The 18,422-nt window shown below is 64.3% G+C and carries 11 protein-coding genes; 4 read left to right on the forward strand and 7 right to left on the reverse strand.

What is annotated here, in order from left to right; translation table 11 throughout:
* Window positions 1-14: 14 nt before the first annotated feature.
* Complete coding sequence (locus tag AC0WRY_RS31435) at window positions 15-6,284, reverse strand: VCBS domain-containing protein (protein ID WP_491122305.1); 6,270 nt, start codon at window positions 6,282-6,284, stop codon at window positions 15-17.
* 619 nt (window positions 6,285-6,903) lie between these two features.
* Between AC0WRY_RS31435 and AC0WRY_RS31440 the strand changes: the two genes are divergently transcribed.
* Both AC0WRY_RS31440 and AC0WRY_RS31445 read left to right on the forward strand, forming a co-directional pair.
* Window positions 6,904-7,632 (forward strand): transglutaminase-like cysteine peptidase, encoded by a 729-nt coding sequence (locus AC0WRY_RS31440; RefSeq protein WP_194404594.1) that lies wholly within the window; start codon window positions 6,904-6,906, stop codon window positions 7,630-7,632.
* 89 nt (window positions 7,633-7,721) lie between these two features.
* Entirely contained in the window at window positions 7,722-8,834 is a 1,113-nt protein-coding gene (locus tag AC0WRY_RS31445; RefSeq protein WP_491122306.1) for a lysozyme inhibitor LprI family protein, read from the forward strand.
* 177 nt (window positions 8,835-9,011) lie between these two features.
* Here the strand turns inward: AC0WRY_RS31445 and AC0WRY_RS31450 are convergent, their stop codons facing one another.
* The 6 genes from AC0WRY_RS31450 to AC0WRY_RS31475 form a co-directional block, all read right to left on the reverse strand.
* The gene (locus tag AC0WRY_RS31450) at window positions 9,012-10,211 is read right to left on the reverse strand and encodes an ABC transporter substrate-binding protein (RefSeq protein WP_194404595.1); all 1,200 of its coding nucleotides are present in this window, start codon (window positions 10,209-10,211) and stop codon (window positions 9,012-9,014) included.
* 139 nt (window positions 10,212-10,350) lie between these two features.
* A complete protein-coding gene (locus AC0WRY_RS31455; protein ID WP_194404596.1) occupies window positions 10,351-12,189 on the reverse strand; it encodes an AMP-dependent synthetase/ligase in 1,839 nt (612 codons plus the stop codon).
* Window positions 12,190-12,280: 91 nt separating this feature from the next.
* Complete coding sequence (locus tag AC0WRY_RS31460) at window positions 12,281-13,069, reverse strand: ABC transporter ATP-binding protein (protein ID WP_194404597.1); 789 nt, start codon at window positions 13,067-13,069, stop codon at window positions 12,281-12,283.
* A 3-nt stretch (window positions 13,070-13,072) separates the two neighbouring features.
* Window positions 13,073-13,831, reverse strand: coding sequence for an ABC transporter ATP-binding protein (locus AC0WRY_RS31465; protein ID WP_491122307.1), 759 nt, complete (start codon window positions 13,829-13,831; stop codon window positions 13,073-13,075).
* Window positions 13,828-14,979, reverse strand: a complete 1,152-nt coding sequence (locus AC0WRY_RS31470; RefSeq protein WP_194404599.1) for a branched-chain amino acid ABC transporter permease — start codon at window positions 14,977-14,979, stop codon at window positions 13,828-13,830. Before AC0WRY_RS31470 ends, AC0WRY_RS31465 begins: the two co-directional genes overlap by 4 nt.
* A gap of 5 nt (window positions 14,980-14,984) precedes the next feature.
* Window positions 14,985-15,860: a branched-chain amino acid ABC transporter permease gene (locus AC0WRY_RS31475; RefSeq protein ID WP_194404600.1), complete on the reverse strand. Its 876-nt coding sequence runs from the start codon at window positions 15,858-15,860 to the stop codon at window positions 14,985-14,987.
* A gap of 261 nt (window positions 15,861-16,121) precedes the next feature.
* Between AC0WRY_RS31475 and AC0WRY_RS31480 the strand changes: the two genes are divergently transcribed.
* Both AC0WRY_RS31480 and AC0WRY_RS31485 read left to right on the forward strand, forming a co-directional pair.
* On the forward strand, window positions 16,122-16,871 hold the full coding sequence (locus AC0WRY_RS31480) for an ABC transporter ATP-binding protein (protein WP_491122308.1): 750 nt from the start codon (window positions 16,122-16,124) through the stop codon (window positions 16,869-16,871).
* The gene (locus AC0WRY_RS31485) at window positions 16,868-18,394 is read left to right on the forward strand and encodes a permease (protein ID WP_194404602.1); all 1,527 of its coding nucleotides are present in this window, start codon (window positions 16,868-16,870) and stop codon (window positions 18,392-18,394) included. The genes AC0WRY_RS31480 and AC0WRY_RS31485 overlap by 4 nt, the downstream gene beginning before the upstream one ends.
* The last annotated feature ends 28 nt before the right edge of the window (window positions 18,395-18,422 follow it).

Genomic DNA, 18,422 nt, shown 5'->3' on the forward strand with positions numbered 1-18,422 from the left:
CAAGGCCGCCGTCACTAGGTGACATGAGGACCGAAGATGAAGTCGCTGGCCTGCAGGTTCGCGCTGACCACGCCCTTCAGCAGGATGGTCTCGTGATTGTCCAGCGTGAGGAGCGTACCGCCATCCTGCGACGCCGGTGACAGATCGCCGATCGAGCTGATGCCGCTGAACTGGCGCAGGTCGATCTTGTCGAGGCCAATCTCGAAATCGTTCACGGTGTGCTGGATGGCATCCTGCGATGCGGCCGGCGCGAACACGAACTGGTCCTTGCCGCCGCCACCGATCAGCGTGTCGCTCGACTCGGTCGCGAAAATGACGTCCTTGCCGTCGGCGCCCGAAAGAACGATTTGCTGGCTGGTCTCTCCCTCGACAAAGATGAAATTGACCGTGTCGGAGTGGCCGGACGAGTCGGCGACGGTCAGCGTGATCTGGTCGAATTCGGGCGGCTGCGGGTAGTCATCGGTGCTGGCGCCCGTCGGATCGTAGACGACGCCGGTGCCGCCGCTCGCGAGGCCGGCGTTGATCTGCTCGAGCGAACCCGTCATCGGAGCGAAATAGACGCTGCTGACGTCCGGATGTGCGGTCGACAGCGTGACGGTGAACGTATCCGCCGCCGCGCCTGCATCTGTGTCGATGACGACGAGATCGTTGACGATGTCGTTGCCGTTCTCGATGATGTGCTCGACCTGGAAGCTTGCGGTATCGATGACCGGACCGTTGGCATCGTTCGCCCCCGTCACGTCGACCGTGAGCGTGGCCGTGCCGGTCGCACCGTGCACATCCGTGGTCTGGACCGTAAAGGTATCGGCGTAGGAACCTGCCGCCAGCGCATTGATCGCCGCGGCGTTCGGGACGTAGCTGTAGCAGCCGTCGGGATTGATCGTCAGCGTGCCGTACAATCCGACAGCCGTCGTTGCCGGGTGATGATCCGCATTGAGGACGGCATAGGTCAGCGTCGCCGTCTCGCCGGTATCGACGTCGTTCCCCGTCAGCGTCCCGTTCAGATCCGAGAAGGTGTCGGCAGCGGCCGTGTCCGTGAGCGGACCGATGTGGAGATCGGCGAGCGTCGGCGCATCGTTGCTGCCGGCGATGTTGACGGTGACGATCGCGCTGGTGCCCGCACCGTACCCGTCATCCGGAACGGTGGTGTATTGCAGCGACAGCGTCTGGCCGGCGGCGAGGAAGTCGAAGGCATGGCCTTGCGAATCGAAATTCCAGGTGAGTTGCGTCTGCGTGGCCGTGCCGTCGAGGATATCGCCGGACGGAACGCTGAGATAGTTCAGGAGGTCCGCATGCGACAGCCCGCCGACGCTGCCGGACTGCGGCGCGCCGTCGAGAGCAACCTGCAGCTCGCCGACCGACACCGTGACATGATCGGTCGCGTCGACGTCGGAGAGCGCCAGCACGCCGTGCGCAAGCTGGCCGGCATTGGTTTCCACGAGATCGGCGACGGCGCCGCCCGGTCCTGACGTGCTGCTTGCCCAGTCCGCATCGCCCTCAATGGCGAGGCTCTTGGCGGGATTGACCGCATTGGCGGCCGTGGTCCCGCTACCGTCGCCGAGCTGGTAATACGCGGCGAGGTTCGTCTCGCTGCCGGTGAGCGCCGTGAAATCGAGCGACTGGATCTGCGCCTGCGTCAGCGCGGCGTTCCAGACGCTGACATCGGCGATCGAGCCGAAGAAGCCTTCCGCGCCAAAGCCCGCCGCGCCCGGCTCGCTCGCGGCGCCGATCATCATGTAGGACGCCGACGGATTCGACGGACTGCCGTCGATGGGGTTGATCGACCAGGCCTGCGAATATTCGAGGTTGCCGTCGAGATAGAGCGAGAAGGCGCCGTTGTCGCGGGTCAGCGCGACGTTGTGCCATTGCGATGCCGCGAGCGCCACGCCGGTATCGGCGATCTGAACGCCGCCTGCGAGGATCTGCAGCTCCATCGTGCCATCGGCATTGACCGTACCGAGCAGGCCGAAGCCCGTCGTCGAAGTGTTGCCGTTGTAGAACAGGATCTGGCCATGACCGGCCTCTGCGCCCCCGTTCCAGTTCACCCAGCCGTCCAGCGTCACCTCGTCGGAAGCGACCGTCGGCACCTCGCCCACCGCGATGGTCTGGCCGTCGAAATTCATGTAGTCCGACGTGACATAGGAGACCGCCGGCGCATCGTTGGTGCCGGTGATCGTGACGGTGACGTCCTGGCTGACCGTGCCGCCATGCTGGTCGTCGAATGTGACGGTGTAGACCTGAGTGATGGTCTGCCCTTCCGCCAGCGATTGCAGCACGGGATCGCTGTTGTCCAACGTGAAGTGCCAGCCGAGCGTCGCAGCGTTGCTGGCATCGCTGCCGGATTCGGACACGGCGTCGATCGTGAAAGTGCCGATATTCGTGCTGTCGTCCTCGAAGCCCGGCAGGGCCGAACTGACCGACGACGACTTGAACACCGCCTGCGCGGTGTGGGTGTCGATCAGGTCGACATCCTGGATCGCCAGCGTGCCGCCGGCCGTCAGCGAGGCGTCGTCATCCTCGGTCACCGCGCCCGTCGCCGCGGCGGCATCGCTGGTGATGGTCGGCGCATCGTTGGCGCCGTTGATCGTGACGGTCACATCCTGCGAGACATACGCGCCGTGATCGTCGGTGAAGGTGACGGTGTAGACCTGGGTGATGGTCTGGCCCTGCGCCAGCGACTGCAGCACCGCATCGTTATTGTCGAGGCTGAAGTGCCAGCCAAGCGTCGCACCGTTGCCGGTGTCATCATTGAACTCGGCGATTGCGGAATCGATCGTGAAGGTGCCGAGCGGCGTGTCGTCGTCGAAGCCCGGCAGATGCACGCTCGAGGTCGACGATTTGAACACCGTCTCCGCAGTGTGGGTGTCGACCAGATCGAGGTCCTGGATCGCCAGCGTGCCGTCGATCGACAGCGTCACGCAGGCGTCCTCGGTCACAGCTCCGGCGGCATCCGCGGCACTGCTGGTCATCGTCGGCGCGTCATTGGCGCCGTTGATGGTGACGGTCACGTCCTGCGAGACGTATGCGCCGTGATCGTCGGTGAAGGTGACCGTGTAGACCTGAGTGATGGTCTGGCCCTGCGCCAGCGACTGCAGCACCGCATCGTTGTTGTCGAGGCTGAAGTGCCAGCCGAGCGTCGCACCATTATCGGTGTCGATGATGGATTCGAGCACTGACGGATCGATCGTGAAGGTCCCGAGCGGCGTATCGTCGTCAAAGCCCGGCAGATGCACGCTCGACGTCGACGACTTGAACACCGCCTGCGCCGTATGCGCATCGATCAGGTCGAGATCCTGGATCGCCAAAGTGCCGTCGATCGACAGCGTCACGCTGGTGTCGTCCTCGATCACCTCTCCGGCGGCGTCCGCGGCACTGCTGGTCACCGTCGGCGCGTCGTTGGTGCCGGTGATGGTGACCGTGACGTCCTGGGTGACCTCCGCACCGTGATTGTCGGTGAACGTGACGGTGTAGATCTGGGTGATGGTCTGGCCCTTGGCCAGCGACTGCAGCACCGGATCGTTGTCGTTGAGCGCGAAATGCCAACCCAGCGTCGCGCCGTTGTCGGTGTCCCCGTTGGATTCCGTCACCGACGGGTCGATCGTGAAGGTCCCGAGCGGCGTATGGCCATCGAAGCCCGGCAGATGCGCGTTCGACGTCGCCGACTTGAACACCGCCTCCGCGATGTGGGTGTCAATCAGGTCGAGATCCTGGATCGCCAGCGTGCCGCCGGTCGAGAGCGTCAGCGTGGCCGCATCCTCGGTCACGGCCCCCGCCGCAGCGTCTGCATCGCTCGCGATGGTCGGCGCGTCGTTGGTGCCGGTGATGACCACCGTGACGTCCTGCGTCACCGTCCCGCCATGATGGTCGTCGACGGTCACGGTGTAGACCTGCGTGATGGTCTGACCTTCCGCCAGCGACTGCAGCACCGGATCGTTGTCGTCGAGCGTGAAGGTCCAGCCCACCGATCCACGGGAACTGACGCCCGGACTCTCGACCACCGGATTGAGCGCGAACGTGCCGATATGCGACGTGCCGTCGCCGAACCCGGGCAGGTGCGCGCTTGAAACTGTCGACTTCAGGACGTAGCTCGCAGTGTGCGTATCGGTGAGATCGGGGTCGTTGAAGACAATGGTGCCGTTCGCCGCGAGCGTGGCCGCTGTATCTTCGGTCACAGCGCCGGCCGGATTGGTGTCGTCCTCGACGATCGTCGGCACGTCGTTGGTACCCTCGACATTGACGTCCGCACCGTTGATGGACACGGTGATCGGCGTGCTGACGACGCCGCCGTGTCCGTCATCGACCTGCACCACATAGTTGAGGGTCAGCGTCTCGCCTTCGGCGAGGAAATCGAAGAGATGGTCGGAAACGCTGTAGGTCCAGATGGCCGAGCCGTTGTTGCCGTTGCCCGCACCCTGCAGCACGGTGAGCGGCACCTCGACGGCGGCGATCGCCGCGAGTTGCTGCGGCGTCAGCGTCGCGCTGATATCGTGGCCCTGCGCATCGAGATATTTGAAGGGCTGGCTGGACGAGAGCGCCGCGCTCACGATGGGCCGGTCGGTCAGATCGACGTCGGTGAAGGTGACCGTTCCCGTGATGGTGTCGAGAGCCTCGTTGCCGGTGCCGATCTTCTCGATGACGGTTCCGCCCGACGTCGCGACGGTGGGCTTGTCGTTGGTCCCCGTGATCGTGATGGTGATCGGGATGAGCTTCGACTCGGGGCTCACCGAGAAATTGGTATCGACGCGGACCATGTAGGTCAGCGTCAGCGTTTCGCCGGCGGCGAGGAAGTCGAAGACGTTGTCCGGGATCGTGTAAGTCCAGACCGCCGAGCCGTTGTTGTCGTTGCCGGCGCCGGGGACGACGTTGATCTGGATCTGCGTCGCTGCGATGTCCTGCTTCTGGAGATCGGTGAGCGAGCCGGTGACGTCGTGCTGTCCGGCGTCCTTGTAGGCATAGTTCGGCGCTTCGGCGAGGCTGATGCTCACCGTCGGCCGGTCGCCGAGGTTTTGGTCGACGAACCTGATCAGGCCGGAGATCGTATCGGCATGGGTGTCGCCGGTCGCGTCAGCACGCTCGGTCAGCGAGAACGCCGTCTTCAAATTGCCACTGGCGTCGAAGCTCTGCGCAATCGGTTGGCCGGGAATACGCAAGGCGGGCGGCGTGGAGGTGCTCGGCCCTTCCGATCCCTGCGTATTGAGATTGACGAAGGTCGCGGTCACGATGGGGCCGGACGCCGACTTGAACACCACGTCCAGGCTCATCGGCGTGAGCGTGTCGGTGAAGTTCGTGGTCAGCTTGGTGTTGGTGTTGTTGTCGGTGAACTTCAGCGTGAACACGTCCGTGATCAGCTTCTGAACGTCCGGCGACATCAGCGCATTGGAGATCGAGACGTTGCCGCCGCTGATCTGGATCATCTGGCCGGCCTGGTTGACCGTCGCGATCGGCAGCAGCGTGATCTTGTCGAACAGGATGTAGGAGCCCGTCGTGCCGTTCGGCTCGACCAGCACCTGGAAGCTGGCCTGCGGCTGCGGATCGCCGCCGCCGGCCGGAACGACGAAGTTGATCTGTGTCAGCACCGCCGTGCCGCGGATGCCCATGGTGGCGACCGGCGTGTCGATCTTCATGTCGCCGTGCTTGGCGGTCTCGCCGGCGACGAAGGTGATGGTGCCGGCGACGAGGCTCAGCAGCGAGGAATTGCTCGACCCGTTGGGGTCGTAGACCATCTCGTTCAGCACCATGCGCGCGTTCGAAGACAAGCCGAACACGGTGCCGTCGATGAAGGTGATGCCGAGGGTCGAATCGGCGCCGGTCGAAACCACGTCGCCCTTCTCGACGTTGTCGCCATTGTTCAGGATGACCGAGACGCCGTTGCGGATCGCGGTCGCGCTTCCGGAGAGCTTGGTGACGTGGCCGATGACCTGGGCCGCGGCAGCGCCGGGCGCGGCTTGCGCAACCTGGACATAGCCGGTGAGCGCGTTGACGATGTCGCCGGTGAGGTGGGCGCCATCGGGCGAGGCGAGCGCTGCGCGCTTGTCACCCCGGAAATAATCGTGAACGACGAATTCATGCCCCTCGTGGGACAAGACGAGATCGAGGCCTGCGCGCTTGAACTCGCCGTTGAAGATCAGGTTGGGGTCGGGAACAACGAACGCGCCGTCAGGCACGTGACCGTGCGCCTTCGCGGTAAAGGAATCGACATGGGCATTGGTCGGGGCAATGACGGGCGAGCGGGAACCCTGGCCGTCCAAGGAAATCGCGCCGTCAAATTGGCCAGCGTAATTCAACCGGGCACCGTAAAAAGGGTTAAAATTTAAGTAAGTATCGACTGCCTAAGCTTGCATAGCATTACCAAGTCCTTAGCGATACCACCTAATGCTTGTGTGATTTCGCATCACTTGGCCGTAGGCGCCCCTGCGGAGCGGCGCCTCCATAGAGAAGCCGAAGTAATCTTTCAAATATTCTGAAGTCGAATTCGGCCTATTTGCTCGCATTTCCAGTCTTCCAAGGCAGCCTGCCGTATAGTCACGGCACAGATACTTGCGTCATCTTTTGTTGGCGGGGTCCCGCCCCATCCTGCGGTAAATACAGAGCTAAATCTGTGACCTAAGTAACAGACCCCGTGAAATAGCGGACTGTTAGGCATAGGACGCAGATTCGACGCCCCCACAACTTGTGCCTGCAATTGGCTCCATTTCGCGGCAGCAGAACACCTCCTAGCCCGGGAATCGTAAAATTTTACGCAATTTGGGCAGGTCGGTTTCAGCCTGTTCCCGGTTTTAGGAACCCCTGCCGGGCGCATTAAGCAGAACAAAACGGCCCGTCTCGCACTATCTCCCCGAAAGCAACAAAGCCCGGCGCGTCGAGGTCGAGGGGGACCCGGTGAAGCCAGGAAGGGGATGTCAGATGGAGACCGCTGCTCGCTCGCGCGCCTGGCGCGCAATGCTTGTCCTGTGCGGATTGATCCTGTTCGGATCGGCCGCCGAGCTTCGCGCCGGCTCGCTGCTGTCGCCGGGAGCCGGCCTTCTCGTGCGCAAATCCGCCGAGCCGTTCGGCGTATTCGCCTTCGCGATTTCGTCCGGCAGCCTGCGGCAAAAATGGCTCGCGCTGAAGGACAGGCTCGACGACGACATGGTGCAGCTTGCGCTGTGCGACGGCGACCGCGACAATTGCGCGTCGCCCGCGGCCCTGAAGCTGCTCGCCATCGTCGACCAGGCCCGTACTCGCGACGGCCGCGCGCGGCTCGGCGAGACCAACCGCGCCATCAACCTTGCCATCCGGGCCGCCAATGACGGCATGGACGACGTCTGGAGCTCACCGCTTGCGACCTTCGCCAGCGGCACCGGCGATTGCGAAGACTACGCCATCGCCAAGCTGGCCGCGCTGCGGCTGGCAGGAATCGCCGCCGAAGACCTCCGCATCGTCGTGGTGCGCGACGCCAGGGCCGGTGAAGAGCATGCGGTTGCCGCAGCAAAGCTCGACGGCCGCTGGCTGATGCTCGACAACCGCCGCATGGCAATGGTCGAGGACGACGCCGCGCGCAGCTATCAACCGCTGTTCACACTCTACCAGTCGGCCGTGCTGAAATATGTCGACGACCCCGCGCGGTTCTCGATGGCGTCCGGCGCGAATTGACCCTCTTGTAAACCAGACCTCCCCACACAACCCCATTCCACCACGCGATCCCAGACGCTAGCATGGCGCTTCCATGCGGGGGCGAGGGAATGCGGTTCATCGTGCTGACTGTGATTGCGCTGCTGACGCTCGCCTCATCCGCGTCAGCGCAGTCCGACCGCTCCATCGCCGACAGGCTGCCGCTGTTTGCCAAGAACAACTGCGCGCAGATCCGCGACCCTGGCAATCAATTGTTCTGCGGAGACGCCGCGCTTGCGGCCGCCGCCGAGACGTTGAGCACCGCGATCGAGGCGCGGCTCGCCCGCCTGCCCGATCGCCTGCCTGCGATCGAAGAGAATGCGATCTGGATCCGCCAGCGCAATCTCGGTTGCGGCATCGTCGGGCAGACCGCGGTCCGCCCTGACGAATTCGACCGGGTGAAGGCGTGCCTGCTCAAGGTGACCGAGGAGCGCGCTGCGATCGTGCGCGATCCCGACTTCGACTGCCTGGCGGCCAACACCGCAGCAGGCGCGCTGATCTGCGCGGACCCGTCGCTGACCCTGGCCGAAGCAGAGCTCAATGGCCTCGTGCTCGGACTGATCAGCAAGCTGGATTCGACCGCGGCGCGCTTTGCCTTCGCTGAATACGGCAGGTGGACCCGCGAACGCGACCGCAAATGCAATTTGGTCGGCAAGGAGAACGTGCCGCTCGAGGAGCTCGAATCCGCGGAGGACTGTGTTGCGGAGCATTTGAAGCGCAAGACCGACGAAGTGCGCGCCGCGAAGGGAGATCCCAAGAAGGTGTTCGGCCGCCAAGTCGCGGCCCGCATCCCCGACACCGACGCGGTCGACTTCTGCGCCGCACGGATCCATGCGGCCAATTCGTGCGGCAACTTCCTGCGCATCAACCGCGTCTACGCGCTCGACAGCCAGGTGACCGAGCAGGAGGCGCAGGTCACGGGCGAGATCGAAATGGCGGTGCTGGCGCCCTTCACTGTGTGTAGCAAGGTCGCGACCACCTGCACCGGCACCTGCTGGGACGCCAGGACCGGTCGTCCGCAGCCAGGCGCCGCCAACAAGGAACGCTCGGCGGAAGCCTTCAACGTGACGCGCCGCCTCAGGATCCAGCGGACGTTTGCGTTCGTCAAAGCCGCCGACGGCTGGCGCTGCCGCGAGGACGAACTGGCGCCGGTGAATTCGGGGACGGCCGGCGGGGGATCGTAGCACTTACCCTCCCTTGGAGGGGGAGGGCCGGCTCACATGGAGCGCAGCGAAATGTGAGACGGGGTGGGGTGACGAACTCTCGGCTTGGCGGCACTGCCCGTGCTGAGAGATCACCCCACCCCGCTCGCGCTACGCGCGATCGCCCCTCCCCCACCAGGGGAGGGTGAAAGCGAAGCATCAGAACATCAGATTGTCCTTCACCAGCACCCAGCGGCCGCCCTTGACCTGCTGCACCTGGGTGATGGTGTTCGCGAGGTGGTCGGTCTTGGAGAACTTGGTCGGCGGCGAGTTGAAGATGTCGAGGAATTTTTCACCCGACTCGAGCGCATCAAGCATCTTCTGGCCCGTGAGGTCCTTGCCGGCCTTCTGCGCATAGAAGGCGAAGGTCATCATCGCATTGTAGCCGATGATCGCCTGCGTGTTGGCGTCGGTGCCGAACATCTTCTTGTAGTTGACGAGCCAGTCCTTGACCTTGCCTTTCGCGGTGTCCTCATAGGGGATCTCGAAGCCGCTCGCGGCGTAGAGGCCTTCGACGGCGTCCTTGCCGAGCATCGGCACTTCCATCACGTTGGTCGGCGTTGCGCCGAGGAAGGTGACGTCCCAACCGAGCTTCTTGGCCTCGGTCATGGCGCCGATGGGTTCACGCAGCACCGCGCCGAGCACGACGAGGTCACAGCCGTCGGACTTCATCTTGGCGACCTGCGCGCTGAAGTCGGAGGCGCCGCGCTTGTAGCTGGTGATCGAAGCCGGCTGCACCTTCATGGCTGTGAGCTGCTGGTTGAAGCCGTCGAGCACGTTTTTGCCGTACTCGTCGTCCTGGTGCATGATGCAGGGCTTCTTGAAGTTCTTCCACTCCATCATGTATTTCAGCGCCGCGCGCGTGCTCTCGACATAGGGCAGCAAATTGTTGAACTTGAGCCGCTCCTGCGGCTTGGCCGGATCGAACTTGAAGGTGAACTCGGCGGCCGTCAGCGGAAAGAGCTGAAGCACGCCGGCGTCGAGCAGGATGTCCTGCGCGGCGAGCACGGTAGGCGATCCCATCGCCCCGACCATTGCGAAGATCTTGTCGCGCTCGATCAGTTTTTGCGACGCCAGCACGGCCTTTTTCGGATCGTAGCCGCTGTCCTCGATGACGAGGCGGATCTTGCGGCCGTTGACGCCGCCGGCCGCGTTGATCTCCTCGGTCGCCATCTTCATGCCGTTGGAGACCGGAACGCCCCAGCCCTTGATCGGGCCCGAGAGATCCTGATGCGTACCGATGACGATCTCGCTTGCCGAGATGCCCTCGTTGGTGACCTTGGTTTGCGCCGCGGCCGGCAGACAGGTGAGCACCACGGCACTCACAGCAAGGCCGAACGCGCTGAACGATTTCGACATTGACGTCTCCTCTCCTAAAGGCCCGTGTTACGCGGAGGGCGGGGGCCGTCGCTCCTTCGCTTTCTCAGACGTGACTTTTCTTCAGCGCATGCCCCTTCTCGGAAAACCGGTTTCCACTCTTCCGGGGCATGCGCATGCCTCACGCCACCGCGCGTTGGCGATACATCGCTTCGATCTCGGCGGCGTAGCGCTTGTTCACGAAGCCGCGCTTCAATTTCATGGTCGGCGTCAGCTCCTCGTCCTCCGGCGTGAGCTGGCGCTCGATCAGGTAGAACTTCTTGATGGTCTCGACGCGGGCGAAATTGCCGTTGACCTGCTCGATCTCGCGACCGATCAGATCCTGAATCTCCGTCGCCCGGCACAGGCTCGCATAATTGGTGAAGGGAATGTCGTGATCCTGGGCGAACTTCTCGACATTCTCCTGGTCGATCATCACGAGGCAGGTCAAATACGGCCGCTTGTCACCGATCACGACGGCATCCGAGATGTAGGGCGAGAATTTGAGCTGGTTCTCGATCTCGGACGGCGTGATGTTCTTGCCGCCGGAGGTGATGATGATGTCCTTCATCCGGTCGGTGATCCGAACGAAGCCCTCGTTGTCGATGGTGCCGACGTCTCCGGTGTGCAGCCAGCCGCGCTGATCGATCGCCTCCGCCGTCTTCTCCGGCTGGTTGAGATAGCCCATGAACAGGAAGTCGCCCTTGATCAGGATCTCTCCTTCGGGCGACAGCGCGACCTCGCCCCAGGACACCGCGGTACCCACCGAGCCGAGCTTGATCCGCTCCGCCGGCATCATGGTGGCGACGCCGCAATTCTCGGTCTGGCCGTAGAGCTCGTGCATGTCGATGCCGAGCGCGAGATACCAGCGGATCAGTTCCGGCGCGATCGGCGCCGCGCCGGTGAAGGCGACGCGGCAGCGATCGAGCCCGATCATGCGGCGGATGTTGCGGAATGCGACCCGGTAGGCGACGCGGCTTGCGAGCCGCAGCGACAGCGGCGGCGCCTTGCCCTCGAGCCTGTAGTCGACCATGCGGTAGCCGATGCCGATGGCGCGGCGATAGACCCATTGCTGGAGCGGCGTCGCATCCTTCAGCGCGATGGTGACGGCGGAATAGAATTTCTCCCAGATGCGCGGCACCGCCAGGAAGACGGTCGGCTGCACCTCGCGCAAATTGTCCGGCACGGTCTCCGGGCTCTCGGCGAAATTCATCACCGAGCCGAGCGCGACCGAGATGTAGTAGCCGCCGATGCGTTCGGCGACGTGGCAGAGCGGCAGGAAGATCAGGCGGTCGTCGTCCTCTCGCGCCGGGATGAAGTCATTGGCATGCCGCATCTGGTGCGTGACGCTGCGGTTGGCGTGCATCGCGCCTTTGGGCGGGCCGGTCGTGCCGGACGTATAAACGAGGATGGCGAGATCGCCGGCGCTGCGGCTGTCTATCATCTCCTGCCACAGCGCCTCGCGCCCGACCATGTGATTGCGGCCGAGCGCGCGAAACTCGTCGAGCGACATCACCATGTCGTCGGAGAAGCCGCTGAGCCCCTCCATGTCGAACACGATGATCTTCTGCAGGCTTGCACAGCGGGCGCGGCAGGCGAGGATCTTGTCGAGCTGCTCCTCGTCCTCGGCGAAGATCACCCTGGTTCGGGAATCGTTGACGAGATATTCGACCTGGGACGACGCGTCGGTCGGGTAGATGCCCGAGGAGACACCGCCGGCGCACAGGATGCCCATGTCGGCATGGACCCATTCCGGGACGGCGTTGGCGATGATGGAGGCGACGTCGCCGGGCAGGAAGCCGATCGCATTGAGCCCGTAGGCGATCTCCTTGGAGATCTCCAGCCATTCGCGCCAGCTCGTCGGCTGCCAGATCCCGAATTTCTTCTCGCGGATCGCCGGCCGATCGCCGCGCGCCTCCGCAGCGCGCAGAAAGCTCTTTGCGATCGTATCAGCGACCGTCAGCACCGCCGGTCGGGCCATGCGCCTCTCCTCCCTGTCGCCTGCCTCCGCTGCCTGCCTTGCCGGCGGTCTATGTCGCGGATGGCAAGCTCATCTTACTGCCAGCTTGTCCTCACCGCCACGTCTTCTTCTTTTTCCAGCGCCGCTCGCCGCGGGCGCCCGCTTCCTTGGCGCCAAGGTAGAACTCCTGGATGTCCTGGGAATGCATCAAGCGGTCGCAGCTGTCGTTCATCACGATGCGGCCGATCTCCAGCACATAGCCGTAATGCGCCGTCTCCAGCGCCACCTTGGCGTTTTGCTCGACCAGCAGGATCGACATGCCCTGCTCCTCGTTGACGCGCCGGATGATGGTGAAGATCTCCTTCACCAGCAGCGGCGACAGGCCGAGCGAGGGCTCGTCGAGCAACAGCAGCGTCGGCCGGTTCATCAGCGCGCGTCCGATCGCGAGCATCTGCTGCTCGCCGCCCGAGAGCTGGCCGGCCGGCTGGTTGATGCGCTCCTTCAGGCGCGGGAAATAGCCGTAGACGCGCTCGAGATCGTCAGCGACGCCGTCGCGGTCCTTGCGCGGATAGGCCCCCATCATCAGGTTCTCGCGCACGGACAGGAACGGGAACACCTCGCGCCCCTCCGGCACATGGCTGAGGCCGAGCCGCACGATCCGGTCGGCCTCCATGCGCTGGATCGGCTTGCCCAGGAATTCGATCGAGCCCTTCTGCGGATCGAGGATGCCGGAGATGGTCTTCAGGACCGTGGTCTTGCCGGCGCCATTGGCCCCCAGCAGCGTGACGATGCGGCCGCGCGGCACTTCCAGCGAGATGCCGCGGATCGCCATGATCGGTCCGTAATAGCTCTCGATGTTGGAGAGCTTCAGGATGATATCGGGTGTCACCGCGGCATCCATGGGTCAGGCTCCAAGATACGCGGCGACGACGTCGGGGTGCTGCTGAACCTCGGCAGGCGAGCCCATCGCCAGCACGCGGCCGTAGTTCAGTGCGATGACGCGGTCGGAGACCCGATTGACCAGCGACATGTCGTGCTCGACCATCAGCACGGTGATGCCGAGCTCGCTCTTCATGTCCCGGATCCAGAACGACATGTCGTCGGTCTCCTCGACATTGAGGCCGGATGACGGCTCGTCGAGCAGGATCAGCTTGGGCTCCGAGCACAGCGCGCGGGCCAGCTCGATCACCTTGCGGACACCATAGGGCAGGCCGGAGATCAGCTTGTCGCGATAGGGTTCGAGATCGAGGAATTCGATGACCTGCTCGACCCTGCGGCGGTGCAGCTTCTCGTTGGCCCGCACACTCGGCAGGAACAGCAGTTCCTGCCAGAGCTGCGTGCTCGAGTGCCGGTGGCGGCCGACCAGGAGGTTGGAGAGCACGGTCGCGTTCTCGAACAGCTCGATGTTCTGGAAAGTGCGGGCGATGCCGAGCTTGGCGATGTCGTAGGGCGGCTCCTCCGTGATGTCCTGATCCTCGAAGAAGATACGGCCCGAGGTCGGCCGGTAGATCCGCGAGATCAAATTGAAGATCGAGCTCTTGCCGGCGCCGTTGGGCCCGATGATCGAGAGGATCTCGCCCTTCTCGATCGCGAAGGACACCGCATCGACGGCCTTGAGGCCCCCGAAATGCAGCGACAGGTTCTCGGCGCGGAAATAGCTCATCGGTTCCGCTCCGACTTCACATAGATCTTCTGCCGCTTGAAGGTGGCGCGCTTGTAGAGCGGGAACAGCTGGAAGAAGAGCTTGATCTTCAGCCAGCGGCCGTAGAGGCCGAGCGGCTCGAACAGCACGAACAGCACGATGATGATGCCGTAGATCGCGCCCTTCAGGCCGTTGAGCGAGGCGAAGGCCGCGACGTTCGACTTGATATTTCCCGCGATCGCCGGGCCGGCGCCAAGCGTCGCCGCGATGCCGGAGATCATGCCGGGCATGTCGTCCTTGAGGTAGGTGAGGAACGGATCGATCATCACGATGAAGATCGCGCCCAGCACCGCACCGTGCAGGCTGAAGGTGCCGCCGATCAGGATCACGATGATGAACTCGATCGAGAGCTGCAGCGTGAACATCTCCGGCGAGATGAAGGAGAGCTTGTGGGCGAACAGCACGCCGGCAAAGCCGGTGATCGCCGCCGAGATCGCAAAGGACTTCACCTTATAGAGCGCGACGTTGACGCCCATGCTGCGCGCCGCCGTCTCGCTGTCGCGGATCGCGACGAAGGCGCGCCCCGTCGGCGAGCGCAGCAGATTGAGCGTTCCGACGATGGTCAGCACCAGCACGGCAAGGCAGAGGAAATAGAAGGCCGGGCTGTCGCGCGGCACCGTGACGCCGAGCAGCGACAACGTCTTGACCCGCATGCCCTCGTTGCCGTTGGTGACGCTTTCCCAGCGCGCCAGGATCTCCTCGACGATCAGGGCGAAGGAGATCGTGGCGATGACGAGGTAGATGCCGGTGAGGCGCAGCGCGGGAAAGCCGACCATCGCGCCGATGATGCCGGTCAGGCCGCCGGCGGCGAGGAAGTAGACCGGGAACGGCACGTTGTATTTCTGCAAATAGGCGGCGGTGTAGGCGCCAATGGCGAGGAACGCGGCGTGGCCGAGCGAGGCCTGGCCGGTGAAGCCGGTGAGGATCAAGAGCGCCACGCCGACGGTCGCATAGATGCAGACGAAGACGAGCTGGCTCATCAGATAGCTGGAGAGCACATAGGGTGCGATCAGCAGCAGGGCGAGCAGGATGCCGTAGGAGACGAAGTAGCCCGAATGCGGGAACAGCTTGATGTCGTCCTCATAGTCGGTCTTGAACAGGAAGCGCATGGCGTTCAGACCTTCTTGCGGACGTGGTGGCCGAACAGGCCTTCGGGCTTCAAGAGCAGCACCGCGAGCAGCACGAGATAGGGCGCGACGTCCTTCCAGCCTTCGGGCAGGTAGAAGCCGGCCATGCTCTCGATCACGCCGATCAGGACGCCGCCGACCACCGCACCCGGAATCGAACCGAAGCCGCCGAGCACCGCGGCCGGAAACGCCTTCAGGCCGAGCACGAGGCCGACATTGGAATGGATGAAGGTGATCGGCGCCAGCAGGACGCCGGCGCAGGTCGCGACCGCCGCGCTGATCGCCCAAACGATCGACACCACGCGCTTGACGGGGATGCCCATGTAATAGGCGGCGAGCATGTTCTCGGAGCTGGCACGCATCGCGGTGCCGAGCGTGGTCTTGTTGAAGAACAGCCAGAGCAGCGTGCACAGGATCATCGTCGCCGCGATCACCGACAGCTTGTCGTAGGCGAGCACCAGCGAGCCGATGCGCAGCACGCCCTGGCTGAACGGCGTCTCGATCTTCAGATCGTCGGTGCCCCAGATCATGCCGGCGATCGAGCGCAGGAAATAGCCGAGGCCGATGGTCGCCATGATGATGGAGAATTGCGGATAGCCGAGGATCGGCCGCACCACCACGCGCTCCGCCAGCATGCCGAACAGCGCCATTGCGGCCACCGCACCGGCAAAGCCGATCCAGTAGTTCAAGCCCATCATGCCGATGAAGGTGAAGGCGAAGAAGCCGCCGAGCATCATCAGATCGCCCTGGGCGAAATTGACGACCTCGGTGGCCTTGTAGACGAGCACGAAGCCGAGCGCGATCAGGCCGTAGACGCAGCCGAGCGCAACACCGCTGACCAGCTGCTGAACGAAATCCAGCATTGACGCGCGTCCTCCCGATACAACCGGCGGTTCTTCCCGACCGCCTTGCCGCATCTTGTGTCCAGTCGCTACGCAGTCGTTTCGCCGCGTTAGCGCCATTTGTCCGGAACCAATTCAGCCTGAACCACTCCGCGCTGTCAACAAACGGTGACTTGCCTTTAGTCCAATCCGGATGACGGAATTTGCTGCAGCGCGATTCACCGCGCCGAAACATCTTCGGGTCATGGTCCAAGCGATGCAAAACCGTATGGTGTGGCCGTCATGAAGCCGGACAGCTCGGCGCTGGAGGTTAAGGGGTTAACGAAGCGTTTTGACCGTCTGGCGGTCGATAGCCTCGATCTCACCATCCACGCCGGCGAATTCTATGCGCTGGTCGGCCCCAACGGCGCCGGCAAGACCACGACTTTGCGCATGGTGGCGGGCCTGCTGCGCCCCGATGCCGGCGCGGTCTCGATCTTCGGCATCGATGCGCTCCAAGACCCCGTCGCCGCCAAGCAGGCGATGGCGTGGGTCTCCGACGAACCGATGATCTACGACAAGCTGACCCCGCTCGAATACCTCGAATTCGTCGCCGGCCTCTGGGGCATCGCGCCGTCGGTCTCCGAGCCGATCGCGCAGGACCTGCTGGATTCGCTCGGCCTCGCGCCGCACCGGCACGAGCGCTGCGAGGGCTTTTCCAAGGGCATGCGCCAGAAGGTGGCGCTGGCCGGCGCGCTGGTGCACGACCCCCGCCTCATCATCCTCGACGAGCCGCTGACCGGGCTCGATGCCGTCTCGGCCCGCCATGTGAAGGGCCTGCTCAGCGAGCGTGTCCGCGCCGGCTGCACCGTCATCATGACCACGCATATTCTCGAAGTGGCCGAGCGCATGGCCGACCGCATCGGCGTGATCGCCTCGGGCCGCCTCGTCGCCGAGGGCACGCTGAGCGAGCTGCGCCAGCAGAACGGCGATGCCGACACCAGCCTGGAGGATCTCTTCATCGCGCTGGTGACGCTTCCGGAAGCCGCATGAGCTCGGCGACCGCGCTCTCCTGGTTTGCCCGCCACGAGCTACGGCTCGCCTGGCGCGAATGGTTCGCCATGATGACCGGCGGACGGCGCAAGCGGACGCGCGCCGCTGTCATCGGCCTCGTCTGCTTCGCCGCGCTGCTGCACCTGCCGGCCTGGGCGGTGATCGGCCGCTTCGCCGATCTGCAACTGCCGCTCGACAAATCCTCGCTGATCGTGATCTCGGCGACGATCTTTCTCGCCTGGACCCTGATGTTGTCGCAGGCGATCGAATCGGTGACGCGGGTGTTCTACGCCCGCGCCGATCTCGACCTTATCATGTCCTCGCCGGCAACGCTTGCCAATCTGTTCTCGGTCCGCATCGCCGCGATCGCGCTGACCGTCACGGTGATGGCGCTGCTGTTTTCGACGCCCTTCATCGACGTGCTCGTGATCGGCGGCGGGCCGCGCTGGCTCGCTTCATTCGGCGTCGTGGTCGCGATGGGCCTGTCGGCCGCGGCGATCGCCATCGCCGTCACCATCCTGTTGTTCCGCCTGATCGGCCCGGCGCGGACGCGCCTGATCGCCCAGATCCTCGCCGCGATCATCGGCGCCGGCTTCGTGATCGCGCTCCAGGTCGCCGCGATCATGTCCTACGGCACGCTGTCGCGCTTCACCATCCTGACCTCCGGTAGCCTGGCCGCTCACGCCCCCGACGTCGACAGCATCTGGTGGTGGCCGGCGCGGGCGGTGATGGGCGACAGCGAAGCGTTGCTGCTGCTCCTGGCGCTCGCTTTGGTGCTGCTCGGCAGCGTCATGGCGATGTTCTCTCACCGCTTTGCCGACACGGCGATCGATGCCGCGGCCTACGGCACATCGGGCGGCCGGCGCGCCAAGGAACGGCCGTTCCGCGCCGGCTCGCGGCAACAGGCGCTGCGGCGCAAGGAATTTGCGCTGCTCTGGCGCGATCCCTGGCTGATCTCACAGACCCTGATGCAATTGCTCTATCTGGTGCCGCCGGCGCTGCTGCTCTGGCGCAATTTTGCCGACAGCTCCGCGGCGCTCACGCTGATCACGCCCGTCATCGTGATGGCGGCCGGGCAGCTCGCCGGGGGACTTGCCTGGCTGACGATCTCGGGCGAGGACGCCCCCGACCTCGTCGCGACGGCGCCCTTGACGCCCTCCAACGTCATCCGCGCCAAGATCGAGGTGGTGCTGATCGCGATCGCCGTGATCTTCTGCCCGCTGATCGCCACACTCGCTTTCGCCTCGCCTTACCAGGCCGCAATCAGTGCCGGCGCGGTCATCACAAGCGCGGCCTCCGCGACCGCGATCCAGCTCTGGTTCCGGGTGCAGGCCCGGCGCAGCCAATTCCGCCGCCGCCAGACCTCGTCGCGGCTCGCGACCATTGCTGAAGCTTTCTCCTCGATCGGTTGGGCCGCGAGTGCAGCGCTGCTGCTCGCTTTGCCTCTGGCAGGCCTGATCAGCGGCCTGATCACCGCCGGCCTCGTCGCGGTCACCTGGAAGTTCAGCCCAAGACGCGAATAGAGGGCGGGAGCGACAGGTGCGACACTGA

This window comes from Bradyrhizobium sp. T-12, assembly GCF_058314695.1.